We start from the raw sequence: 25,708 nt of genomic DNA on the forward strand, positions 1-25,708 counted from the left end.
ATTGTTTCTTTGAAAACAAACCGGATGCATTGCAAGGATACTATATTGAGGACTCAAAACAACTGGCCTTATTCTAAACTTATCCCGAACTCAGGTATCAAGGTAAGTTGCTCGGAAGTGTTCTGGCTCAAGTAATACATCTTGCTGATTTGCAGAATCAAGTCTTTGCGTGCCTTTTCGTACGACAAACGGTTCAGCTCGTTCATGGTTCGCGTAATATCCATTGCCGTATAAACCGTCTGGTTGTATAAAGGCATCTGCAACTGGATACCCGCCGATGCATTGTACTGCAAGGTTTTGGTAACATTGTACGGATTGCCGTAAGCAGAGCCGTCGGTAACCGATACCGGCGGATTGAAATTGTCATTGAATCCGGCAACCGCATTAATCTGCGGCAGCAGCTTGGCACGATTTTCACTCAGCGAATGCTCTCCTTTTCGGACTTCATTGCGGCTGCTTTCCAAAGAAAGATTATTCTCTATGCCCAGCCGCAGACACTCTTCCAGTGTCAGCACTTCCTGTGCCCCTACAGGCATCAGTGCGCAAAGGGAGGTAAAAATAACTACTAATTGCTTCATTTTATTTCATTTCTTAATCTGAAGCAAAGGTACGTTGTCAAGGCTTTACGATATTATTCACATATAGTGAAGGACTGTTCATATTTTCCTTTTCTAATCATTTTCACATCCTATTGCGACACTTTTCACCCGCAAACCATAAAACTATTTACTATATAAAGTATCTTTCCATTCTATTTTTAAGTAATGCAACATGGTAGTGCTCTCACCACAACTTCCCGTATGCTGAATCGCCATACCGCCCCACAAATTGGGAAGAATATCGGCTTCCAGACTAACGGAAGGCTGCAAATTCTTATCCGTCACAGAGGCAGAAAGCGGAGTAGAAGTTTCAGCATGTGCCATCAGTTTATTTCCTCTCACCTCGACCACAATGGTACAGTCGGTACGGTAGCAGGTACTCGATATGGAAGGAGTTATTGCAGTGGTCCTGCCGTTTTCATATTTCATCAACATAAAATCGACAGCATTACTATATTTAGTCGTCCGGATGATACGTAAGGCATATCCACTCAATGTACGGGTATCAAACTTTATACAGATATCCATATACTGCCCCGTAGCGCTTCCGAATCCCTGTCCTGCCGTCTTACTCGGATCAACATTCAAGGTTATTTTCATATCCCCGTATGTTCCTTCCAACGGAGTGTACAGCAAACGCGCCCCACGCTGAGCCTGAAGGAGTCCCATTCCGTGTGCTCCATTTATTCCCTTACCATATACCCAATAGTTCTTATCGGGAAATACTTTCCAATCATATTCTGCTGTATCGAAAGGCTTATATCCGTCTATCGTCCAACCGCCGGGGTATATAACAGGCTGATTGGTACAAGGAAAGTTCCGAAAATCGGTTTCAAGTACATTTACCGGCTCAATCTGTTTCCGGCTGATCCGCGTTGAAGAAGTTACTGTATATTCCTTACCGGGACGACAGCGCAAATGCTTGGGAGCTATCGTTACCATGAGATAATACCCGACATCTTCTTTGGTAAGCCTGTAGGTCGTTTCGGGTATACCCAAGCGTGAAACCGCTACCGGATATTTTGTCTTCCCATCCTTATCGGCAACCCGATACCACGTTATCAGCGACTCGTCTTCACGTCCCTGCAAGTCCAGGCTATAACATACCGTCGCTCTTCCATCTGCAATCTGCAGCTTCGGCTGTTCCACAAAAGCCGGGGCTTCTACAAAATCGGGAGTAACCGTCAGTTCGACGGCACATTCCAGTCCCTCCTCCGTAAAAGCTGTTATAGTGAAATGTTTTGTTTCATCCTCGTGATTTCGGGCTTCAACCACACACTTCCCATTTCTTTCCACCGACAGACTGACATACTTTTCATAGCCCGACTGTACTTTCCATCTGACCTGAGCACCTTGGAGTACATAATTACAATGCCTTTTCACAATTGCCGTAAGCTCTACCGGCTCTCCTCCGGTCTGTACAGAAGTAACCAGCGGAGTGACCGACAGACAGACCGGCATACTCGTATAATCTTTGCCATCGCGTACTCCTACAGCCAGTATACTATCTTTGACATGAAGCGGGTCCCAATCATCGTTTCCCCGTAACAGATTGTATGTATTATAAATCACATGCCCTTTTTCGTCAGTCAGCCTATAAGCACAAAGCATCGGTCTTTGCTCCATACATACCGTATTATAGGGCTTATCGGCACCTAAAATGTAAGGTTGCCCGTTCATCGTTACACCATACTGATAACACCGAAGCCAGTCGGATGGCTCGTGTGTCCAACCTGCATATACGGGCTTCCGAACATGAAACCGGCAGTCGACTACCGACAAAGGACTTACTCCCTTACAGAAATACTGACGATCTTCCTCATGGCATATATAAAAATCACTATTCAAAAAGACGGCTCCCCCCATATCTGTCTGCCAGAACGGTTTCTGCCCGTAAAACTTCAACGTACAATCCAAGTAAACCCCTGTACCCGTCAGCGCATCGTCAGTACTCTCCATATAACATTTATAAAACAAAATACGTTTTGCACCATTCAAGGGGTTCATATTTAAACGGCTGATAAAACGCACATTCTCGGCAACTATCTTATCTCCATGACAATAAGCCACATGTGCCTGCGTGATGGCAGACATCCTTTTCCTGCGTTCCAGCTCTTTCTTTAGAGGAAATTCCAAATCGACATTACAATAGTTTCCCATCGTAAGATTCCTGACCAGCAGTCCATCACCCCAAAAATCGAACATTGTAAAGTTTCCTACCGCTCCCTGAGTCTGTCCGCGACTGGAAGCCAGTACGACATTCTCGGGATTGTCCGTCAAGCCAATCAGATGCAGATAAGGACACTTCACGACCAATCCGAAAGGTTCCTTACCTTCCTTTCCCACTCTAACTTGAGGATCGTCCGGATTATCTATCCAATATACATAAGGAGCAATATACACCCGCATAGGCTCTGCCTCCGTTCCGGCAACAAAAGCTTTAGCGGCTTCATTAAAGCTATTGAAAACAAACGGATATCTGGAAACCGTTTCATCAGAGAGTTGACCATCGATAAAAAAAGTCTTCTTATCCAACTTTATTTCTGTTCCGGCATAACTGATTCTATCTCCATAGAAATAAACAGGATGTGCTTTATCCAGTGGACAATATCCATGTACAGACTGGGCCAACAAAGCCCTGCCGGAAAATATCCAGCAGAACAAAAGGCAATAAAATAATGTATTCTTCATCATGTCGTGTTTTTCAATGCTGGGTAAATTTATAAAGAATACAAACAAAAAGCATGGTATATCACCAAAAAGTTGATATACCATGCCTTCTTTCAGGGAATAAATCACCCCAGTTCCGAATGACAATCTACTCCCACAGGTTCAATTTATTTTTCTGTGCCTCCTTGAGCGAAACCGTCTTGACCTGTTTCGTCTTATTCTTCTCACGAAGTTCGCGATATTCATTTTCAAGTTCCTCGGCAAAAGCACTCCGCAAGTCGAGATTCATCAGGCGTGCCGCTACCGGCGCATTGAGAGAAGCGTCTTTCATGTAGACCACCGGAGCATGATAAACCGGAGCAATCTTCAGAGCTGTATGGAGCTTGGAGGTTGTAGCACCGCCAATCATTACCGGAATATCGAGTCCGGCACGTTCAAGCTCGGTTACCACATGCACCATTTCCTCCAATGACGGCGTAATGAGTCCGCTTAGACCGATAATGTCTACCTTTTCACGGATAGCCGTTTCAACAATCTTTTCAGCAGGAACCATCACACCCAAGTCGATAATCTCGTAATTGTTGCATGCCATGACGACAGCCACAATGTTTTTACCGATATCGTGTACATCGCCCTTTACCGTAGCCAGCAATACTTTACCGGCACTGCGTGCTCCTTCCTTCTTTTCGGCCTCGATATAAGGCTGCAAGATAGCCACCGCTTTCTTCATGGTACGCGCCGTTTTGACCACCTGCGGCAAGAACATCTTGCCGGAACCGAACAAATCGCCGACATGATTCATGCCTGCCATAAGCGGACCTTCGATGATGCTGACTGCATCCGGATACTTTGCAAGCGCCTCATGCAAGTCTTCATCCAGGTAATCACCCAGTCCCTTGACCAGCGCGTACAGCAAACGCTCTTCCACCGTGGTACCCTCACGCCAAGCAAGATGGGAAACAGCCGCCTGCTGTTCGCCCGTATTCTCTTTTTCCGCCTTCAGCTTTTCGGCCGTTTCAATCAGACGCTCGGCAGCATCCGGACGACGGTTCAATACCACATCTTCTATACGCTCCAGAATATCCGAAGGAATATCTGTATACAGCACCGAAGTTCCCGGATTGACAATGCCCATATCCATGCCTTGCTGAATGGCATGATAAAGGAATACCGCGTGCATCGCCTCACGGATATAGTTGTTGCCGCGGAACGAGAACGAAAGATTACTTACCCCTCCGCTGACGTGTGCTCCCGGAAGGTTCTGACGAATCCAGCCCGTCGCCTTGATAAAATCGACGGCATAATTATTATGTTCCTCGATTCCCGTAGCTACCGCCAGTACATTCGGGTCGAAAATAATATCCTGTCGACGGAAACCTACTTTCTCTGTCAAAATACGGTAAGCCCGTTCGCAAACTTCAATCTTACGTTCGAACGTATCGGCCTGCCCTTTCTCGTCGAACGCCATCACGATGACTGCTGCACCGTACTGCTTGACGGTACGGGCATGCTCAATGAAAAGTTCTTCGCCCTCTTTCAACGAAATGGAATTGACGACACACTTGCCCTGCACACACTTCAATCCCGCTAAAATAACCTCCCATTTGGAAGAGTCGATCATTATAGGCACACGAGCAATATCCGGCTCCGATGCGACCAGGTTGAGGAATGTAGTCATTTCCTCGGCAGCATCCAGCAAACCGTCGTCCATGTTGACATCGAGAATCAGCGCACCGTCTTCCACCTGCTTGCGGGCAATCGACAAAGCCTCATCGTATTTCTTTTCGTTGATCAGGCGAAGGAACTTGCGAGAACCAGCCACATTGCAACGTTCACCCACGTTCACAAAATTAATTTCGGGAGTCACCTCCAGCAGCTCCAGTCCCGAAAGCCAGAGATATTTCGGCTCCGGCGCAGGCACATGAGGCTTGGCGTCCTTGATGAGTTCCTGATACTTAGCTATATAGGCCTCTGTAGTACCGCAGCATCCTCCAATGATGTTAACCAGTCCCTCATCGATGTATTCCTTGACTTCGGCAGCCATCTCCTCGGGTGTCTGATCATATTTTCCCAAGCTATTGGGAAGTCCGGCATTGGGGTAGGCACTTATATAATAAGGAGCACGGCGAGCCAGTTGTTCCAGGAAAGGCTTCAACTGCTTAGCCCCGAAAGAACAGTTCAATCCGATGGAGAAAATGTCAGCATGCTGCACCGAAGCCAGAAACGCGTCAAGCGTCTGTCCCGACAAGGTACGTCCTGCCACATCCGAAACCGTCACAGAAAGCATCAGCGGAACCTTTCTTCCCAATTTCCGCATCGAGGTTTCTGCCGCCAGAATAGCAGCTTTCGCATTCAGCGTATCGAAAATGGTTTCTATCAGAATGGCATCTACTCCCCCTTCGAGCAAGGCTTCCATCTGTTCGCGGTAAGCATCGGCAAGTTCATCGAACGTAAGTGCACGAAAAGCCGGATTGTTTACGTCGGGACTCATGGAGCAGGTCTTATTGGTAGGACCTACTGAACCAGCCACGAAGCGTGGCTTTCCGGGAGTTTTTGCGGTAAACTCATCGGCTACCTTACGAGCCAGACGGGCTGCCGCCAGATTTATTTCACGACAATACGGCTGCATGTGATAATCTGCCATCGAAACAGAAGTCGCATTGAATGTATTTGTTTCAATGATATCTGCTCCCGCCTCCAGATACTTCCGGTGTATTTCCTCGATTACATCCGGACGCGTCAGGCACAGCATGTCGTTGTTTCCCTTCAACTGTCCGGGTATATCCTTGAAACGCTCCCCCCGGAAATCAGCCTCCGAGAGATTGTATTGTTGTATCATGGTTCCCATCGCTCCGTCGAGCACGAGAATACGTTCGTTTATTAGTTGTTGCATTTTGAAAAGCCCTATTTAATTATAAAAAAGCCGTGTAAGCCCGTGTAGTCCGTGCAGTTCCCCCTTGTTTATCGCTTGAACATGCGATCCATCATACGTTTGTCTTCCTTTTCCTTCAAGGTCTGGCGCTTATCGTATTGTTTCTTACCCTTTGCCAGAGCGATAACCACCTTTGCCAGTCCTTTTTCATTGATATACATACGAGTAGGCACAATGGTAAAGCCCGGCTCGGCAGAAGTCCGTTCCAGCTTACGCAGCTCCTTCTTGGTAAGCAGCAGCTTGCGGTCGCGACGGGCCGCATGATTATTATAAGAGCCATAAAAATATTCGGCAATGTGCATGTTCTTCACCCACAACTCTCCGCGGGAAAAGAAACAAAACGTATCGACCAGACTTGCCTTTCCCTGACGAATGGACTTGATTTCGGTTCCGGTCAGCACAATTCCGGCGGTATATGTATCGATAAACTCATAATCGAATGAGGCACGTTTGTTCTTGATATTGATATTACCGGCGTTTGTTTTCATCAGTTCAAAATTACAGATAACTTATTAAATATAAATTCGATAAGGGCAGGACACACCAAGATGATGACAGTTGCCACAATGGTAAAAGCTGTCTGGCTGTATTTCGGTATCTTGAGCCACCTGCGTACTCCTTCGAACACAATTACAATGGTATATATTTGCAATATCCAATGCAGCACGACTATAGAGAACAGTCCGCTGACGATATTCAAAACAAAGGTAACGACCATGGAATAGGCCACAAAGACCAGCATACGGTCGTAAGAATCTTTTCTTCCGAGCCATTTCCGGTTCAGTTTATCGAGCAAATAAGCCGACAGGAAAAATCCTCCGAACAAGGCAACAGCTACGGCACAACAGCGAGTCAAGGCTATTTGAAACATGATGGACGAAAAGTCCTTTCCAATAAATGTTCCAATAAACTCCGACAACCCGCACAAACCAATCAGGGGATAAACAAAAGCAGGCATAACCGAACGCCCTACCCCTCGCTCTGCTATTTCATTCCACGCTTTACCGGGAGTGGAAAGCAAAGCAACTATTTGCTGAAATAATGATTTATAATCCAATGTTATTCTTCTTTTTTGTAATCAATCCGACAATCGGAATTGCAAATGTACAAAAAAGAAATAAAAAAAGATACGAATTATACAGAAACACTGACATACATTAACATACAACAGCTATTCCGCATAATCCGTACCTTATGGGAGCATACTTCATCAAAGTATGCTTTTCTCTATCTTTTTTTCTCTCTTAAATTATTCGTCGCTACCTGAGCCGGTTGTGTTGCCAGCCAGCTTATCATAATTTTCGACCACTGTCTTATAATCGATTTCGTATGATTTGCTTTCAACATCGTCTTCTTCATAGTCAGCATTATACTGATTCTGTTCGAATTCAATCACAATCTTATCCGGATTCTGTCCGTTATTGGCAAACTGATATTGGCTTAAAGCTGAATTCAAATTAAAATGTCTGAATTCGTATGCACGACTTGTTCTCTTTTTGTTTTCCTCTTCATCAAAATCCTGTATCGTATGACGAAGATGCAATGTCATAGTAGAGTTTGTGAAATCGGTCGTTGCATCATAATATAAGGTAAAATGATGAAGAGCTGTTTCTTTCTGCAAGTCATCATTATTAGAAGCCGGCTTATAATAGTAATAAATTGGGATGAATACATCTCTCTTCTGATAGAAAACAGGCTGCACACGATATTGTGAGCTGGTACTCATATCATATACACTATATACAGGAGCATTTGCGTTTTCTGCTACAGGAGCATTTGCAACCACTTGTTCATCGGTCAAAACAGAGTAACCAGCCAAATTAATATTTACTGCTTTCAGTGTATAATCTACAGTTGTAGGATCATATGTATAAGTAATATATGCATACTTGCCGCTGGTAAAATTTGTAATAATGTCTTTATCAGAAGGAACATACTCAAACCCTAATTCATCTACCAAACTATTAATTCCCAAATATCCTGATACTTTTACAAACGTACCACCCGATGCCGTATTAGTATAATCCCCTCCATTCAAGCAAGAGCTGAAACCTACCATTGCAGCTAAAGCCGATGCCATTGCGAAAAACTTCATTGTCTTCATATTTTTTCCTTTATGTTTTTATAGATTATTAAATTTCTTCATCTTAAATGAAAAAAGCGTAAAAATACTGCTTTGCCTTTTTCCTTTTTAACGTTTATTTATACAATTCGTAAAGATCGATCGGCTCTCCGGCTTCAAAACTCTCTATCTTCCACGAATTCACATAACAGCTATTCGTACTTAAACGATTTTCCTTCACAAATAAAACAATTATTGCTCTACCTCAGCAAACTGATCCAAATGTTCGTCCACGTATTCTGCGATCTGAGCCGTAACCTTCTCTTCCATATCCATATAGGCTTCTTCCAGATCATCAAATTCCTCATACTGCTCATACATGGCCATAAACTCGTCGTCGGAACACTCTTTTTCCAAGTCTTTCCGATGTGCATCGTAAATCTTCTTGGCATCGTAAATCAGTTTCGAAAACTCTTTAGCTCCAAACAGACGCATAGCCTTGGCAAAAGGATTATCGAAAATGTACGGTCCGTAACCATTCTGAATCAACTGTACGAAACCTCCTTCGAGCACTTCCTCCCGAAAGAAATGATACCCAAGCAGTGTGTGCTGATAGCCATTGAGCAACGGCATGGTTTCTGCATTGATAACTCCACCGGTCACCTCCAAGTATTTGTCGACAAACACCTTCAGAAACTCGTCCATCCCGGCTTCTGCACCACGACGCAAAGCATCGTCCTTTACTTTAATCTTACACTCGTCCATATACCTGATTGTTATTACTTATATATAGGTATATCCTTCTGTTGGAATACCGGCCGCAAAGATACAGGTTTCTCTCGGAAGATAAAAAACATTTTGATATGCCGACATTACAAAACACGAGTTTCAGCGAAAAATATCATTAAAATGCAACAAAAAGTTCGGTTTCATTGATTGCATAACTAAATAAAACGACTAACTTTGCGTACGAATTAAAGAAGAAATTCCGTAATAAGTGGTTTACGAAATACTTATTTTTTATTACTCATAAAACGTAAATAATATGATTTATTCACATGAAGTTGAACACATGTGTTGTGTTGCTAAAGGACCTAACCACGGTCCGGCCCCAATTCCTGAAGAAGGAAAATGGATTCAAGCAAAAGAAATCAAAGACATTTCAGGTTTAACTCATGGTGTGGGATGGTGTGCTCCACAGCAGGGTGCTTGTAAATTGACTTTGAACGTCAAAGAAGGTGTTATCGAAGAATGTTTGGTAGAAACAATCGGTTGCTCTGGTATGACTCACTCAGCAGCTATGGCTTCTGAAATTCTGCCGGGTAAAACAATTCTGGAAGCACTGAATACAGACTTGGTTTGCGATGCCATCAACACCGCAATGCGTGAATTGTTCTTGCAGATTGTATACGGTCGTACTCAGTCAGCTTTCTCTGAAGGCGGTTTGATGATCGGTGCAGGTTTGGAAGACTTGGGTAAAGGACTTCGCAGCCAGACAGGTACTTTGTATGGAACAAAAGCAAAAGGTACTCGTTACTTGGAACTGACAGAAGGTTACATCACTCGTATGGCTTTGGACAAAGACAACCAGGTAATCGGTTACGAATTTGTTCACATGGGTAAATTCATGGAACAGATCAAGAAGGGTACAGATGCTAATGAAGCATTGAAAGCTGTTACCGGTACTTACGGACGCTTCAAACCCGAACAAGGCGCAGTTAAATATATTGACCCACGTAAAGAATAATAAGGAGGATACAGATTATGATTAGACCAGTACAGTTTGAAAGTCAGGACCGTCGTATCAAGCAGATTTTGGCTGCTTTGAATGAAAACGGTATCAAAGACATTGAAGAAGCTAATGCAATCTGTGACGCAGCCGGCCTTGATCCGTATCTGACTTGTCAGGAAACTCAGGGTATCTGCTTCGAGAATGCAAAATGGGCATACGTAGTAGGTTGCGCAATCGCTCTGAAAAAAGGTTGTAAAAACGCTGCCGACGCTGCAGAAGCTATCGGTATCGGTTTGCAGGCTTTCTGTATTCCGGGCTCAGTAGCTGATGACCGTAAAGTAGGTTTGGGTCACGGTAACCTGGCAGCTCGTCTGTTGCGCGAAGAAACTCAGTGCTTCGCATTCTTGGCAGGCCACGAATCATTCGCTGCCGCAGAAGGTGCTATCAAGATTGCTGAAATGGCAAACAAAGTACGTAAGAACCCGTTGCGTTGTATCTTGAACGGTCTGGGTAAAGACGCTGCTATGATTATCTCTCGTATCAACGGATTTACTTACGTTCAGACTAAGTTCGATTACTTCACAGGTGAATTGAACATCGTAAAAGAAACTCCGTATTCAGACGGTCCTCGTGCTAAAGTAAAATGCTACGGTGCAGACGATGTACGTGAAGGTGTTGCTATCATGTGGCATGAAAATGTAGATGTATCTATCACAGGTAACTCTACTAACCCGACTCGTTTCCAGCATCCGGTTGCAGGTACTTACAAGAAAGAACGTGTTCTTGCAGGTAAACCTTACTTCTCAGTAGCTTCAGGTGGTGGTACAGGTCGTACACTTCACCCGGATAACATGGCTGCAGGTCCTGCTTCTTACGGTATGACAGATACTATGGGCCGTATGCACTCAGACGCACAGTTCGCTGGTTCTTCATCAGTTCCTGCTCACGTAGAAATGATGGGATTCCTGGGTATCGGTAACAATCCGATGGTAGGATGTACAGTAGCTTGCGCTGTAAACGTAGCTTTGGCTTTGAATAAGTAATTTATACTTGATTCAATCATATAAATCCCTGTAACTCTCTGAGTTATGGGGATTTTTATTTTATCCGTACTACTTGGAGAAATAATAAATCTTCATCACTTTTCGTCTGTTGTGCTTCTTATAAATCGTTGTGAATGGATGCTGAAATTGAAGCGGAATATCGCTTGAATCAGACTTGTTTTTCTAAGGTTAAGAAGTGGCTGATTATCCTTGAAAATGGGCTGAAAAGAGGATATTTTGTGACCAATTTGTGACCATTTTCCCATTTTTTCAAAAGTGGTCACAAAAATAGCTACATCTATCTAATACACAGAAAGATATATCATATTTGAAAGGACTTCCCAATGTCTAATTTTAAATGATTAAACTATGGTAAGAAGTTCATTTTCTATTCTCTTTTTCATAAGAGAAAGTAAAGCGAGAAAAAGTGGTAAAGCACCTATTGAGTTAATGATTACAGTAAATGGGGAAAGATGTCCTCTATCAACTGGTAAACAAGTTCCTATCGACAAATGGGATAAAGTCAAGCAACAAGTAAAAGGTAAAGACGAAGAAGCTCAAAGCCTCAACAATTATCTAAAAGCAATTAAAGCCAAACTCTATCAGAAGGAAGCAGAATTATTAGACAGAGGTTTTATCATCACAGCAGAACTATTACGTGACGCTTACTTTGATAAGGTAGAATCACTCAAAGAAAAAACGCTGTTTGAAGTCTTTGAAGAACATAACAGAGAACAGGAAAAGCAGGTAGGCAATGGAGTTTCTAAGGCTACTTATTGGATTTCGGTCTATACAGTAAGATTACTCAAAGAATTTGTTCAGCAGAAATACAAAAGAGAAGATTTATACCTACGCGAACTGAACCTAAACTTTATCCAGTCTTTTCATTCATTTCTAAGAATAGATAAAGGAATGGCTCAAAACTCATCGACCAAACACCTAAAGCTACTTAAAAAGATTGTAAACCTTGCAGTAGCTAATTCATACATGACTACCAATCCGTTCATCACTTATAAGATAGAACGTGAACCCGTGGAAATAGACTTTCTGAATGAAGAAGAACTGAGAAAGATTATCAACTTTGACACTCCCCCACCCAGACTGGAGAGAGCAAAAGATATGTTTCTCTTTGGGTGTTTCACTGGATTGAGCTACATCGACATCAAAACCTTAGCTCCAGAACATTTTGAAAAGGACAGCACAGGTAGAATCTGGATTAAGAAACGCAGAGTAAAAACTGGAGTTCTTTCACGCATCCCCCTGCTCCCTATCGCCAAACTGATATTGGATAAATACAAAGGTGGAGAGAAATTACTGCCAATTCAAGACCCAGCAGATATAAACAAATACCTAAAGGATATAGCCATTTTGTGTGAGATCAAGAAACGAATCACTTTCCATTGCAGCCGCCACACATTCGCCAGCACCGTTACTTTAGCCAATAATATCTCACTTGAGGTCGTTTCTAAGATGCTTGGTCATACCAATACCAGAATGACTACTCATTATGCTAAGCTAATAGATAAGTGCATAGGTGAACAAATGGATAAGCTCATGGAAACATTTACTGGAGATTCCAACAAATGATTTTTATAAATTAAGTTGTCTCAAGCATATATTTTGGGACAACTTAACTTATAAATTACACTAAATTCACAAAAAACACGTAATATTGCTAATTATTGGCACTATAAAATATATTGTGTAAATGGAAATACGGGATTCAAGTTTGAGTCTCGTATTTTTTATTTTATAGATTTGCAAAATGAAGAAGATTATGAAGGAAAAGAATCAAGTAGTGCCCGATGAGATATTAAGCAAGGAGTTCCTTAGCCAGTTTAAAACAGAAGCCGATGTAAGCAAGTTCCTGAAGTAGTTGCATGCCCAAGTATTGAAAAAAATGCTTAAAGGCGAAATGGATGCCCATTTGGGGTATGAAAAGAACTCTGTGGCCGGTAATAACAGTGGTAATTCACGCAACAGCAGCTATCAGAAGAAAATCCAGACCGAACATGGAGAGTCTGTCATTTCTATTCCACGTGACCGTAACGGCCAGTTTGAGCCGATAGCAGTGCCCAAACATGAAAGCCGTGGACTTTCTATAGAAAAGCTCGTTATCTCCCTATATGCCAAAGGAATGAGCGTTTCTGACATAGAGGAAGAAATGCGTGAAATTTATGAAATAGAGCTTTCTACATCCGCCATTTCCATCATTACCAACAAAGTCAATCAGGCGGCCCAGGAATGGCAGAACCGTCCCCTTGATCCTGTTTATCTGATAGTCTGGATGGACGGTATTGTCTTCAAGGTACGGGATAACGGCAAGATCATAAACAAGACTGTTTATCTTTGTGTCGGTCTGAAACAGAACGGCCTGAAGGAAGTTCTTGGCATGTGGGTCGGCAAATCGGAAAGTTCTTCTTTCTGGATGAGTGTACTGACAGATCTAAAGGCCCGTGGAGTGCAGGATATACTGATTACCTGTACCGACAACCTGAATGGATTTACGGATACCATCCGTACCGTATTTCCTCAGTCATCCACTCAAATCTGTGTGGTACATCAGATCAGAAACCCCTGTAAATATGTTGTTTATAAGGATAAGAAAGAGTTTACGGCGGATATGAAAAATATCTACAATGCACCCAACAAGGAAGTTGCTGCCGCAGAACTTGACAATCTGGAAAAGAAATGGGGAGGAAAGTATCCTTATGCTATACTTTCATGGAGAGACAACTGGGATGATTTGACTGTTTTCTTCCAGTTTCCGCTGGAAATCAGAAAAATAACCTACACGACCAATCTTATTGAAAACCTGAACGGGAAAATCAGAAAGTACACAAAATCAAAGTTTTCATTCCCTTCGGACGATGCCGTAAAAAGACCGTATATCTAAAGTGCACCCCAAAAGTTTTGTGTCTAACTTTTGGGGTGCACTTCAAAATGATTGCAGGAGTTTTTTTTGTTTGTAGTAGATTATAGTTGATGAACACTTTAATTACCTCATCTTATGATGTTCCGTCTTACTAATCAAGAAGAAAAACAAGGCTATAATAAAGCTGAAATCTGTTCTCTCCAAAGTCTATTTCAGGCAAGCATAAAACAGGTCTACTACCGCTTAGTTTAGCTTAAAAGAAGTGATTTTTGCAGCCCATTTGCAGCCCAATTTGCCATTTTCAAAAATGGGCTGCAAAAACTGGTATAACCAATTAAAGATAGATATTTATTTACTTCGATACACTTGATGCTGGCTTTTCAATTCCCTCACTGGTTGCACGTTCTTCCATACGCTTAATTCTCAAGTCCAAATCCGGATGAGTAGAAAACAACTGATTTAATTTACTGGATGATTGAGCCCCACTCTGTTCTTCCAGTTCTTTCAATTTCTGAAATGAAAGTGCCATGGCCCAAGGATTCTTACCAGCCTTTTTCAAAAACTCATAACCATAATCATCAGCTCCACACTCTTGTTTCTGAGAATATCTGGCATTCACCAAAGCCTCTGTCAAATCTCCCAATTGAGAATCAGTCAGCGTAGCAGCCTTGCCTCCTTGAGAAGAAACGCCATCTTTCAAAGCCGAAGTAAGTAATGCTGTACGAAAACCTTTTTTAGAATCACGATGTGCCACATGACCAATTTCATGTCCAATAACTCCCAACAATTCTTCATCACTCATAATATCCATCAACGATGAAAATACACGTACACTCCCGTCTGCACAAGCAAAAGCATTTACATCTGTCACATAATAAACCTTAAAATTCAATGGAATACCATCAGCTTCACCCAAGCCTTCAGTCAGTTTCTTCAAACGAATCGCATATGCATTGTCATCCGCACAAACCTGATTATGTGCATCCATCCAATCAATGTATTCTTTTACATATTCACTCATTTGATCATCGGTTAAAGTAACAGCCTGCGCTACTTTAGTTGCTCCACTAATTGCTTTTTTAAGATTAAACTGAGCCATTGCCGGAGCAGTCAATACGACGCATGCCAGCAAAACAATTACCTTTAAAAATTTTCTGTTCTTCATAAATATTTAATTATTAAAATTGCTTTTCTTTGTTTTGTCAGCTGTACCAGATATTCTCCAGATAATGATACCACTATATATACATATCAAGCCTAAAACAACTAAACTACCCCAAAGCATGCACTCTGATTTAGGCAAACGAATTTCATGCGGACGATCTGGACGATACCAAATCGTCAATTTATCTCCGACACTTCTAAATGGCCAATGACTGATTTTGGAAACAGACATCTCTCCATATCTGGTTGTAGGATATACAACCTGCATACGGCTCTCATATCTCATTTTCCTATAACGATAAATCCTTTTAGTCTGAAAATTTCGAACCACTCCTACGGTACGTTCATAGTTTTGAGATGCTGTATACAACGAATACAGTCCTACTGTGCCTCCTCCGAATAAAAAGATTCCTACTACCAGCACTAACAACGCAATAATTTGGTTACGCATCGTATTCATAAATAAAGCCTAGTTTATACAAAGATAGCAAATTATATATATCACTTTCATTAGCAAAAAGAAAAATTCAACATTTTGATATTTTCAGATATTCTGACCGTATAGTAAAAGCCGCAGACTTGTCAAACTACCGTCTGGAACGTAGGGATATCCAATTATATATATTGAAAATACAATGGAAATTATTAAGAAAATTACGAATGCGTAAATCAGTTATAATAAAATATCCTTAGATATCCTTATCTTTGCACTATAACTGCCGAGGTGACATCAAGCAGAAGCAAATTTGTATTAATCTAACAACGTATCAACTATGTACACAGTAATTAAAAGGATGGAGATTTCAGCCTCACACTCGCTAAAACTATCTTATCAAAGCAAATGCGAAAAGCTTCACGGTCACAATTGGATTATAACCGTATTTTGCCGTTCCAAAGAACTTGACGAAAACGGTATGGTAGTAGATTTTACTCATATCAAGCAAGCAGTAGAAAAGCAACTAGACCATAACAACTTGAATGATATACTACCTTTTAATCCTACGGCGGAAAATATTGCCTATTGGGTATGCAACCAAATTCCTAATTGTTTCAGAGTAGAAGTAAAAGAATCAGAAGGTAATACGGCTATCTATGAGAAAGATTAATGAAATTTTCTACAGCCTACAAGGTGAAGGGTTTTATACGGGAACTCCGGCTGTTTTTATCCGATTCTCAGGGTGCAACCTAAAGTGTAGCTTCTGCGATACACAACATGAAGAATTCCATACAATGACAGATGATGAAATCGTAAAAGAAGTATGTACATACCCGTGTCGGATGGTAATTCTTACAGGGGGAGAACCTGGACTATGGATTGACAGCAAACTAATCAAAGCACTACATGCTGCCGGAAAATACATTGCAATAGAGACCAATGGAACTTGTGTCTTGCCGGAAGATATTGATTGGGTTACATGTTCACCCAAAGAAGGAGCAACATTGAAAATACGTCACATAGACGAAGTAAAAGTAGTATATGTAGGTCAAGATGTATCTCCTTACCTCAAGCTACCTGCTAAACATTACTTTCTGCAACCCTGTTCCGGACAAAATACCAATAACGTAATTGCTTACATCAAGGAACACCCACAATGGCGGCTAAGCCTTCAGATACACAAGCTGATTAATATTCCATAATGCAACTTGAACTTGATATGAATGCAGTAGTCTTTAGAGGTCTATTGGAATGCAAGTACTCTAAATATTTTATAGCGCACTCATTTTCAAAAAATTTACAATTAACACGACCCTTATAAAAGGAAATAAATCCCGACTCAAGATACAATTCTCCTTCAAGTCGGGATTTATCGAATCCTTTTTATCTAAACTTACAATATGACATTCTCCTCAATACATCATTTATACTCCAGAAGTAACATGCCAATCTTATAAATGACAAATAAAGAAGAATGTCCACCCCCATAGACAAGTCACAGATAGCACAATTTTTCTTATACTTCTGTACACGAATAGTTCTTTTCTACATACCTCACTACATCCGGTTTACATTCAATTCTTGTATATGCTGGTCAGCTTTGGTACAAGGTTTCCATTCGGGCAAGTCTGCTCCATTCGGATTACCGCTCTTGGCAAAGTTCGTCCAATAAGAGACCATGCGCTCACTCAGTTCATAATCGGCTGCTTCCATCGGACGCCAGCATTTGTCCAGCGTTCCAAACATATACCACAACTCACTGGAATGAAATGCACCCTTCATATCACCAAATCCACCTTCGGGTACAGGCATGTCCTCACCCGGTAAATCACGGCTAAAGCAATATACATAAGCCGGATGATGTCCTTGCAGCTCAAGCAGAAGACTCCAATCCACGGCAGCCTTCCGCATCTGATCTGGAGCGATATCCTCCGACGTGTAGCCTATCATGTAAGGAATATCCAGTTCCTTGTTCTGCATCGCCACATCATATACAGAGGCTTTTAAGAGCTCTCCATCCACACACGGGGAATAGGGCATGCCCATAAATTTTTTCTGCTGTTTCATGTAATTCATCATCACTTCCGGAAAACGGTCAGCCGGATAAGCACGCATCTGCTCCAGCGTCGTGCAGCCCGAAGCATCCCACACGGCTTTTCCTACGGATTCTGCATCTTGTAAGGATTTTGTGGAAATAATACCTCCCAGTCCACCACCACTCTGTATGATAGCACGCTGTATATATCCTTCGGCCAAAGGCGAAGAAATCAACGCCTGCACACTACCGGCACCAGCACTCTGTCCGAATACAGTTACATTATTCGGATCACCCCCGAAAGCCTCAATGTTACGCTTTACCCATTTCAAGGCTGCCAACTGATCGAACAAGCCATAGTTACCAGAACCTTTTCCACCATTTTCTGCAGTCAGCAGTGGATGAGCCAAGAAACCGCACATTCCCAGACGATAATTCAGTGTTACCAGAACCACACCTTTCTTGGCATAGGCATCTCCATCGAACTCAATTTCATGTCCGAAACCATTCTGAAAGGCACCGCCATGAATCCAGACCATCACAGGAAGGCGATTATCCTTTTTCCCCGCTTCCGGTGTCCATACATTCAGATACAGACAGTCCTCACTCATTTCAGGATTACCATCCTGATAAAATTCCTTCCAATAAAAGGAGCCTTTCGTCTGTCCACCCTGAAGGGAGGCCGCTCCAAACCGATTACACTTCTTTACACCCTGCCACGACTGTACAGGCTGTGGCTGTTTCCATCGTAATTCGTTTACTGGAGGAGCTGCATAAGGAATACCTTTATAAACAACTACCCCTTCTTCATCTACCGTGCCCTCAATCTGACCTCCTTCTACATTTACAACAAGACTTTGGGCACAAAACGCCATCGGCGCTCCCAAAAGGGAAACACAGATGGCAATATGTAACAAATCTCTTTTCATCTTTTTACCATATCAAGTTGAACAATCTTATACGCAGGTTTCATCGCATCGTGCACTTTTACCTTCTGGGCTTTAGCCACCTTTTGAGATACCGTGCAACGAACATCAGCAGAAGAAGCTGCTGCCATCCACTGATATGTACCTTTGGCTAGTTCCCAAGAACAGCTCTTTTCATTGAAGGAAGCCATATCCATCAGATTCCACGACAATGTCACTACTTCCGATTCACCCGGCTGCAAGAGTTTTGTCTTTGCAAACGCCTTTAATTCTTTAGCTGGTTTTTCCAATCCGCCTGCCGGAGCCTTGACATAAAGCTGGACAGACTCCTTGCCGGCACAGTTGCCTGTATTCTTTACCGATACTTTCATCTCACACTTGTCGCCATTAATACCTGATGATACGACATCGAAACTGAAGGTTGTATACGACAAACCGTGACCAAACGGATAAGAAACTTCCTTACCGAAAGTATCGAAATAGCGATAACCTACATAAATACCTTCTTCATAGTTCGTGTAATCTACATTGCGAACGGCCTCTTTAGGCTTTTCTTCCTTTTTCTCTTTCGACTCGAAGTTCATGCCGCTTCCCATTGCAAACGACGGCATTTTAAACTCATAGTCATACGGGAAATTTGCGTCAGACGGTGCATCCCCGTATTTTACCGCAAATGTCATCGGCAGATGTCCTGAAGGATTTACCTTACCTGTCAGTACATCGGCTACACTGTTTCCGACTTCCTGACCGGGCTGGAAAGCACAGATTACAGCATCAACTGTATTCTTCCACGAAGCGGTTTCTACCGGACTACAAATATTCAGGATAACAATTACCTTTTTGCCGGCAGCATGATAAGCCTCAGCCACCTGCTTGATAAGGGCTGTTTCGTTATCTTTCAAATAGAATTCTTCTACCCGTCTGTCGGAAGCCTCACCACTGGTACGTCCTAAGGTAAGAATAGCCACATCATTACTCTTGACCTGAGCAGCCAGTTCGTCAGCAGTAGGGACAAATTCTTCTGCACGCTTCAGCGGAGTAAGAGAGAAAGGAGGTCTGCCTTTCGGATAAAGACGTTTCTGCTCATCAGCCAGATGTTTCTTGTATTTCTTTATCAGGTTTGCATCAACAGTATATCCGGCATTACGCATACCTTCCACCAATGATACACAATAATATCCAACGCCAGTACTTCCAAATCCCATACCGGCAGGAACCATATCGTACGATGTCGTTCCATACAAAGCTACATTCTTGATATTGGCAGCCAAAGGTAAAGCACTTTGATTATCTAATAAGACAATACCTTCTGCACCTATGGTACGGTCAATCTGGGCATGAGCCTTCAAGTTCGTTTCGTTAGCATATTTATAATTACCAAATGTATGGCATTTCACCACCATTTCCAATATTCGTTTTACGTTACGATTCAAAACCGCCTCATCCAGCGTGCTATTCTGTACAGCTTCCAGAATAGCCTTATACTGACGATCTTGTCCGGGTTGTAGCATATCATTTCCCGCCTTCATCGAAGCCACGGCATCAGTTCCTGCATTCCAGTCAGACATTACTACACCCTTGAATCCCCATTCGTCACGTAGAATGTATTCCGTCAAGTCTATATCCTCACATGTATACTTACCATTCACCTTATTATAAGATGTCATAATACTCCATGGCTGAGATTCTTTGACAGCTATTTCAAATCCTTTCAAGTAAAGTTCACGCAACGGACGCTGGGCAACTCTCGAATCATTGTTGTTACGATTTGTTTCCTGATTATTTACAGCAAAGTGTTTCAGACAGGTACCTGTACCCTGACTCTGTACTCCATTGATATACCCGGCAGCCATCTTTCCCGTCACAACAGGATCTTCAGAATAATATTCGTGGTTACGCCCACACAAAGCATTACGCATCAAGTTTACACCCGGTGCCAATAACACATCCATTCCGTAATCTTTCACTTCCTCTCCCAATGCAACTCCAACTTGAAACGCAGCATTCGGATCGAATGTAGCAGCTACGGTCGTACCCGAAGGAAATTCAGTTGCATAATAAAAATGACTATCGAAATCACGCTTTACAGCCATAGCCAACCGATGTGGTCCGTCTGCCAGATAAACTGAAGGAATACCTAACCGAGGTATATCGTATGTACGCCCTGCCGTACCGGGAAATTTGACATCATCTCCCATCGACATACCACAACCGATTACCATGTGTACTTTTTCTTCCAAAGTCATCTGACCGATAACTTCATCAATGTTGCTGGCATTCAATTTCACCTGTCCCTGTACAGTAGAAGTCACCATACATAAAGCAGCGATTCCAACGCCTACCATTCGAATAACGTTTCTCATGTTTGTAATAGATTTAATTTTATTTCATACAATTAAGTGCCACCTTCCAACCTTCCCAAAACACATTTCTATCTCACTATTTTCATGCTTTTTGAAAAGAAAGAATACAGCATACCAATTCTACTATGTAAAAGTACCACAAACTATCGGCAAATATTATCTCATTTGTACAAAAAACTAATACACACGTTCAAAACAATTGGTCTATTTGTTCAAATATTGTCCTATATATTCAAAATAAGGTGTACAGATAATCCTTATTACAATTTATTTCAGACTTTTATAAAAATAGCCTCTCGCCTTTCCATAAACTAAGGATGAAAACGAGAGGCATAATAAAAATGAGTCTTACTCTGCTACAATAACAACACGACTGGCTGGTAAGTCGGGAATATAAATCTTTCCTTCAGAAACAGTAATATCAGCTGGACCTGACAAATCTTTTTCTAAAGATATCTCAAATGGAGATAAGTTACCAGTATGCAAATCTACACGGCTAAGTCCTGCCGGAGTCCAGTTCGTAACATAAAGTGAGTTACCATCGGAAGAGAAAGCTATCCCATCGTACTGACCAGAAACCGTAGTCAATTTTTGAGGTTGAGGCTTACTCAAATCGCCTATACGATAAATAACATGCTTTTCTCTTGTATTACCATCAGCCGGATAAGATGCAACATACATCACTCCGTCACCAATTACCAAGCCATTAGGATCAGGTATAGTAACCCATTCTTGAGCTTCTCCCGGATTGGCAGCATCGGTTATATCAATCTTAAAAATCTTATCTGTATTTGTAACCGAAACATACAAGGTATTACCATCTGCCGCCAAGTCATTTACAAACAGATTACCTTCCGGTAGTTGAATCGTTTTAGGAACTTCATCTTTCTGGACTAAGTTGTAAACCACTATTTTATTGACATCACAAATGTACAAATGGTTATCACGTATAAACATTCCCTTCGGAGCATTCAGATTGCCATCTGCAGGAATCAGAGTGGTCATTCTGCCATCCTTATAGCAAAGAATATATCCTTTACCTTCTGTATTAAGCGGATTCAATTGTTCCGTTCCAAAATTGGCAATCAGAATTCCACCGTTATAAGGATAGGTACTTTCACAGTAACGGACGCCTTCACTCACGACCTCAACCTGTGTACCATTGTCCGCCAAACTAATTGCTGGGACGAACATCATCATCGCCATACCGATGATGGCTGTAAACTTTACTTTTTTCATATAGTCTATATTTTAAAATGAATAATGACGAAACAATAAGTGCGCCAAACAACAAGCCTAATAAGACTTCCATTAACGAAAACCAACCATTATTGACCAATACAATACCTGTTAATGAACCAATCAGGCTCGAACCGGCATAATAGAATAACCAGTAAATGCTGGTCGCACTGCTCTTTAAGTGTTGGGCATTCATAGAAACGATTCTACTTGCCAATGTATGTGTGCTAAAGAAAGCAAAAGTCAACACACCCAATCCCACAACAATAGCCCAAAGCTTCATTACCAATAAAAGAGACATGCCTACCCCCATCAACAACAAAGCACCTTGCAAAAGAATTTCCGGTCCCAATCTGTCGGATAAAACTCCAGCTATAACCGATCCGATAATTCCAGCCACATACATCATAAAAATCATGGCAACCAGATGATGCGGTAAACCGAATATCGGCGATTCAAGTAAAAAAGAAAGATAATTATAGACACTCACAAATATCCCCATCGAGAGTGCAGCGATAACATACATACTGATAAAGGTCGTTTGCGTAAGAAGTGAACGCATTTGATAAATCTTTTCCTTGAATGAAACAACTGAAGCTGAAAAATTTCTGCCAGCCGGTATTTTCCAGCAAAAGATAGCCCCCAATACAAGGCTTACTCCTCCTATAAACAATGTAGCAAGTTGCCACCCGCCATATCCGGAAAGCAAAGTCGCTGTTACACGTCCCGACATTCCACCTAATGTATTACCACTTAGATAAAGACTGATTGCCAACCCGATTTTAGAGGAATCTATCTCTTCCGACAAATAAGCCAATGCTACAGCCGAAACACCTGCCAAAACAATACCTTTCACAAAATTAAAGAGCAACAGAAATAAATAACTGTCAATGAAAGCAGAAGCGATTGTCAATACAGATGAGAGAATCAACGATACGCCCATCAACTTCTCACGCGATATCCCATCAGCCTTAAATGCCAGAAAAAGTAATCCAACAGCCATTCCCACCGTTGAAGCTGACACGGCAAGACTGCTTTCAGCTGGCGTTATATCAAAAGAATGACACAACTCCGACAACATTGGCTGGAAAAGATATAACTGTGCAAAAACAGACAATCCAGACAAAAACATACAGTTGCGTATTATACGAAACCGCACCATAGACTCACGCTTATTATTGACTTCCTTACTACCCATCAGTTACTTTTATTTCAGGTTTGTAGAAGCAAAAATAGGTTGTCGAAAATTATAATCTTATATTTGTAAAACTCTTTTTTTCGATAGTTATTATTGATAAAACCGATTTGAAATGGAACTCCGACAACTCAAATATTTCGAAAAGACCTGTGAATTGCTCAACTTTACAGAAGCAGCTCATGCGTTATGTATTTCACAAAGTCCCTTTCACAACAGATCAAACAATTGGAAACTGAACTCGGTATTTTGCTTTTCGACCGTATAGGAAAGCGTATCATACTTACCGAAGCCGGAAGTTCATTCTTGCCTTATGCCAAAAACGCCATAAGAGAAAGTGAAAACGGAAAGCAGATTATCCGAGATTTACAAAATCTGGATACCGGGAAACTATGTATAGGAGCTACATTCAGCTTGAGTCCATTACTTACCAAAGCACTTCCTTTGTTTGCAGAACAATATCCTCATATACAAATAAACATAACTTTTGCAACTTCGGACGAGTTGATGGTAAAGTTGGAAAACAACGAAATGGACTTTGTTCTATCATTCGGCTCAGAAGAAAGCTATACCGATTTCGAAAGAGTATTTTTGTTTTCTTCCCGCCTTTACCTGGTTGCCGGAAAATCTCATGCCGTTGCATCCAAAGCTATTATCAATTTTCAAGATATTACATCCCTTTCTCTAATATTACCAAGCAAAGGGTTCGTCACCCGCGAAATCATAGAACATGTCTGTCAAAAAGAGAAATTACATCTGACTACCGATATAGAAATCAATGATGTAAACACCATCATAAGTTTAGTCAAAAACGGAAAGCAGGCAACTATACTAACTTTTGCAGCCGTACGAAACGAAGAAGAGTTGATAAAGATTCCCATTGCTTCCGGAAATGAATTATCAACTCATGCTTATCTTTTTTGGTCCAAAGGACTTTATCGTAAAAAAGCGGCACTCCACTTCAATCGTATTCTGGCCCAAATCATAAATAAAGGATAAGAGAAAGCCCCTTGACTGTTCTTCTATGAAAAAATATGAATATGAATGTATAAATGAAAATAAAGAATGAGGGAGAGAGAAAGAAATCAGTCAAGGGACATTTCGTAGAAACAAATAAAAACTATAGAACTTGTCCTCCACCTAACGCTTGATAGAGATTTATAAGGCTCTGTATCTCCTTAAAACGGTTGGCGGTTTGAGACAATTGGGCACTAAGTAAAGTCTGATGTGCAGTCAGCACCTCCAGATAAGTTGTATTGCCATGTTCCATCAGTAACGTAGTACTACTGAATGCTTTTTCCAAAGCGCTTATCTGTTGTTCATAATTATCTTTTATCTTCTTGCTTGTCTGGTAAGAAACCAAAGCATCGTTTACTTCCGTTCCTGCATCAAGCAGCTTTTGCCTGAAAGCCAATAGAGCTTCTTCCTGCTGTGCCTTGGCTATCCGACGTCGTGCAATCAAAGTTCCTCTATTAAACAATGGTTCGGTCAGTGATGCAAGAGCTGAGGCAACAAATTTTCCCGGATTAGTAATCAGTCCTCCTAACGAATTAGTCCATCCAGCACTTCCACTTAAGGTTATAGATGGATAGAAAGCCGAATTAGCCTGATTGGTTACATAAAAAGCCTGTTCCAGATCACGTTCTGCCACACGAACATCCGGTCGGTTCGATAATAATTGCAAAGGAACTCCAACAGACAGCGAATGAGTAAAATGCTGTTCAGCCAGTCGTCCTCTCTGTATCTGCTGAGGAGTTTCGGCAAGCAACAATGAAAGACTGTTTTCTACCTGATTGATTTGTTCTTCCAAATCAATGACTGAATTCTCCACTTCATAATAAGTTGCCTTCATCTGTGAAACAGCAGCCTCATCCGCCTGACCGGCATCCATTAAAGCCTGGGTAGACTCAACCGTTTCTTTCCAAGTTTCGGCAGTTGTCTTCGATATTTCAAGTTGTTCATCCAACATCAATAACGTATAATACGTATTGGCTATATTAGCTATCAGACTGGAATACACAGCTTGCTTATAATCTTCACTTTGCATATAAGCTGCCTTTGCCTGCCGTTTAGAATTCCGCAACTTGCCAAATATATCTATCTCCCAACTGGCGGTTACAGGAAGCGTATAAGTTCGTGACACCTGACCTTCTACAGAACTAATATTTCCCTGAGGAGATAAAGCAAAAGAAGGAAGAAAAGCCAGTTTGGCAGAAAGTAAAGAAGCCTTAGCCTCTTCTACCCGTAACTCAGCCGTTTTTACATCGGTATTCTGTTTCAGACCCTTTTCTATTAATTTCTGTAAACAGGGGTCAGTAAAAAAATCTCTCCAATTGATGAAGGTGTGTCAAAAAGCACACCTTCTTTTTTAGCACAAAGCCCCGACTTTCACAAGCTGGGGCTTTGTTATTACCTAAAGATTTTGTATCTTTAAGCA

At 41.7% G+C, this 25,708-nt stretch carries 18 protein-coding genes and 4 pseudogenes; 8 read left to right on the forward strand and 14 right to left on the reverse strand.

Annotated features, from left to right (window positions below; translation table 11 throughout):
- Positions 1–95: 95 nt before the first annotated feature.
- The 7 genes and pseudogenes from ACZM60_RS10175 to ACZM60_RS10205 form a co-directional block, all read right to left on the reverse strand.
- Positions 96–578, reverse strand: a pseudogene (locus ACZM60_RS10175) (TolC family protein); the annotation flags it as partial.
- Between the two features lie 144 nt (positions 579–722).
- On the reverse strand, positions 723–3,293 hold the full coding sequence (locus ACZM60_RS10180; protein ID WP_489521444.1) for a pectinesterase: 2,571 nt from the start codon (positions 3,291–3,293) through the stop codon (positions 723–725).
- 124 nt (positions 3,294–3,417) lie between these two features.
- Complete coding sequence (gene metH / locus ACZM60_RS10185; RefSeq protein WP_489521445.1) at positions 3,418–6,162, reverse strand: methionine synthase; 2,745 nt, start codon at positions 6,160–6,162, stop codon at positions 3,418–3,420.
- Between the two features lie 68 nt (positions 6,163–6,230).
- A complete protein-coding gene (gene smpB, locus ACZM60_RS10190) occupies positions 6,231–6,689 on the reverse strand; it encodes an SsrA-binding protein (protein ID WP_021971027.1) in 459 nt (152 codons plus the stop codon).
- Positions 6,689–7,258, reverse strand: a complete 570-nt coding sequence (locus tag ACZM60_RS10195) for a Yip1 family protein (protein WP_489521446.1) — start codon at positions 7,256–7,258, stop codon at positions 6,689–6,691. The genes smpB and ACZM60_RS10195 overlap by 1 nt, the downstream gene beginning before the upstream one ends.
- A 192-nt stretch (positions 7,259–7,450) precedes the next feature.
- On the reverse strand, positions 7,451–8,305 hold the full coding sequence (locus ACZM60_RS10200; RefSeq protein WP_021971025.1) for a hypothetical protein: 855 nt from the start codon (positions 8,303–8,305) through the stop codon (positions 7,451–7,453).
- Positions 8,306–8,515: 210 nt separating this feature from the next.
- Positions 8,516–9,028 (reverse strand): DMP19 family protein, encoded by a 513-nt coding sequence (locus ACZM60_RS10205; RefSeq protein ID WP_021971024.1) that lies wholly within the window; start codon positions 9,026–9,028, stop codon positions 8,516–8,518.
- A gap of 280 nt (positions 9,029–9,308) precedes the next feature.
- Here ACZM60_RS10205 and ACZM60_RS10210 point away from each other — a divergent pair, with 280 nt between their 5' ends.
- The 4 genes and pseudogenes from ACZM60_RS10210 to ACZM60_RS10225 form a co-directional block, all read left to right on the forward strand.
- Positions 9,309–10,010 (forward strand): iron-sulfur cluster assembly scaffold protein, encoded by a 702-nt coding sequence (locus ACZM60_RS10210; RefSeq protein ID WP_021971023.1) that lies wholly within the window; start codon positions 9,309–9,311, stop codon positions 10,008–10,010.
- A 17-nt stretch (positions 10,011–10,027) separates the two neighbouring features.
- On the forward strand, positions 10,028–11,038 hold the full coding sequence (locus tag ACZM60_RS10215) for a GGGtGRT protein (protein WP_021971022.1): 1,011 nt from the start codon (positions 10,028–10,030) through the stop codon (positions 11,036–11,038).
- A gap of 369 nt (positions 11,039–11,407) precedes the next feature.
- Positions 11,408–12,625, forward strand: a complete 1,218-nt coding sequence (locus tag ACZM60_RS10220) for a site-specific integrase (protein ID WP_489521447.1) — start codon at positions 11,408–11,410, stop codon at positions 12,623–12,625.
- A gap of 190 nt (positions 12,626–12,815) precedes the next feature.
- Positions 12,816–13,922: pseudogene (locus tag ACZM60_RS10225) on the forward strand (IS256 family transposase); the annotation flags it as partial.
- A 343-nt stretch (positions 13,923–14,265) separates the two neighbouring features.
- Here the strand turns inward: ACZM60_RS10225 and ACZM60_RS10230 are convergent.
- Positions 14,266–15,078, reverse strand: a complete 813-nt coding sequence (locus tag ACZM60_RS10230; protein ID WP_021971176.1) for a M48 family metallopeptidase — start codon at positions 15,076–15,078, stop codon at positions 14,266–14,268.
- 6 nt (positions 15,079–15,084) lie between these two features.
- Positions 15,085–15,537, reverse strand: coding sequence for a DUF3592 domain-containing protein (locus tag ACZM60_RS10235; protein ID WP_021971177.1), 453 nt, complete (start codon positions 15,535–15,537; stop codon positions 15,085–15,087).
- Positions 15,538–15,850: 313 nt separating this feature from the next.
- On the opposite strand from ACZM60_RS10235, the gene queD reads away from it, so the two are divergent.
- Both queD and ACZM60_RS10245 read left to right on the forward strand, forming a co-directional pair.
- Positions 15,851–16,183, forward strand: a complete 333-nt coding sequence (gene queD, locus ACZM60_RS10240) for a 6-carboxytetrahydropterin synthase QueD (protein WP_021971178.1) — start codon at positions 15,851–15,853, stop codon at positions 16,181–16,183.
- Positions 16,170–16,715 (forward strand): 7-carboxy-7-deazaguanine synthase QueE, encoded by a 546-nt coding sequence (locus ACZM60_RS10245; RefSeq protein WP_340319213.1) that lies wholly within the window; start codon positions 16,170–16,172, stop codon positions 16,713–16,715. Before queD ends, ACZM60_RS10245 begins: the two co-directional genes overlap by 14 nt.
- A 355-nt stretch (positions 16,716–17,070) precedes the next feature.
- On the opposite strand, the gene ACZM60_RS10250 is transcribed toward ACZM60_RS10245, so the two are convergent.
- The 4 genes from ACZM60_RS10250 to ACZM60_RS10265 all read right to left on the reverse strand — a co-directional run bounded on the left by ACZM60_RS10250 (position 17,071) and on the right by ACZM60_RS10265 (position 23,274).
- Positions 17,071–18,477, reverse strand: coding sequence for a carboxylesterase/lipase family protein (locus tag ACZM60_RS10250; protein WP_489521448.1), 1,407 nt, complete (start codon positions 18,475–18,477; stop codon positions 17,071–17,073).
- Positions 18,474–20,819 (reverse strand): glycoside hydrolase family 3 C-terminal domain-containing protein, encoded by a 2,346-nt coding sequence (locus ACZM60_RS10255; RefSeq protein ID WP_489521451.1) that lies wholly within the window; start codon positions 20,817–20,819, stop codon positions 18,474–18,476. Before ACZM60_RS10255 ends, ACZM60_RS10250 begins: the two co-directional genes overlap by 4 nt.
- Before the next feature lie 366 nt (positions 20,820–21,185).
- A complete protein-coding gene (locus ACZM60_RS10260) occupies positions 21,186–22,076 on the reverse strand; it encodes an NHL repeat-containing protein (RefSeq protein WP_489521449.1) in 891 nt (296 codons plus the stop codon).
- Entirely contained in the window at positions 22,012–23,274 is a 1,263-nt protein-coding gene (locus ACZM60_RS10265; RefSeq protein ID WP_489521450.1) for an MFS transporter, read from the reverse strand. The genes ACZM60_RS10260 and ACZM60_RS10265 overlap by 65 nt, the downstream gene beginning before the upstream one ends.
- A gap of 112 nt (positions 23,275–23,386) precedes the next feature.
- Between ACZM60_RS10265 and ACZM60_RS10270 the strand changes: the two are divergent.
- Together ACZM60_RS10270 and ACZM60_RS10275 are read left to right on the forward strand one after the other, a co-directional pair.
- Positions 23,387–23,508: pseudogene (locus ACZM60_RS10270) on the forward strand (LysR family transcriptional regulator); the annotation flags it as partial.
- Positions 23,509–23,685: 177 nt separating this feature from the next.
- Positions 23,686–24,270, forward strand: a complete 585-nt coding sequence (locus ACZM60_RS10275) for a LysR family transcriptional regulator substrate-binding protein (RefSeq protein ID WP_489521452.1) — start codon at positions 23,686–23,688, stop codon at positions 24,268–24,270.
- A gap of 121 nt (positions 24,271–24,391) precedes the next feature.
- Here the strand turns inward: ACZM60_RS10275 and ACZM60_RS10280 are convergent.
- Positions 24,392–25,609, reverse strand: a pseudogene (locus ACZM60_RS10280) (TolC family protein); the annotation flags it as partial.
- Positions 25,610–25,708 lie beyond the last annotated feature (99 nt).

Source organism: Phocaeicola sp., assembly GCF_057861905.1.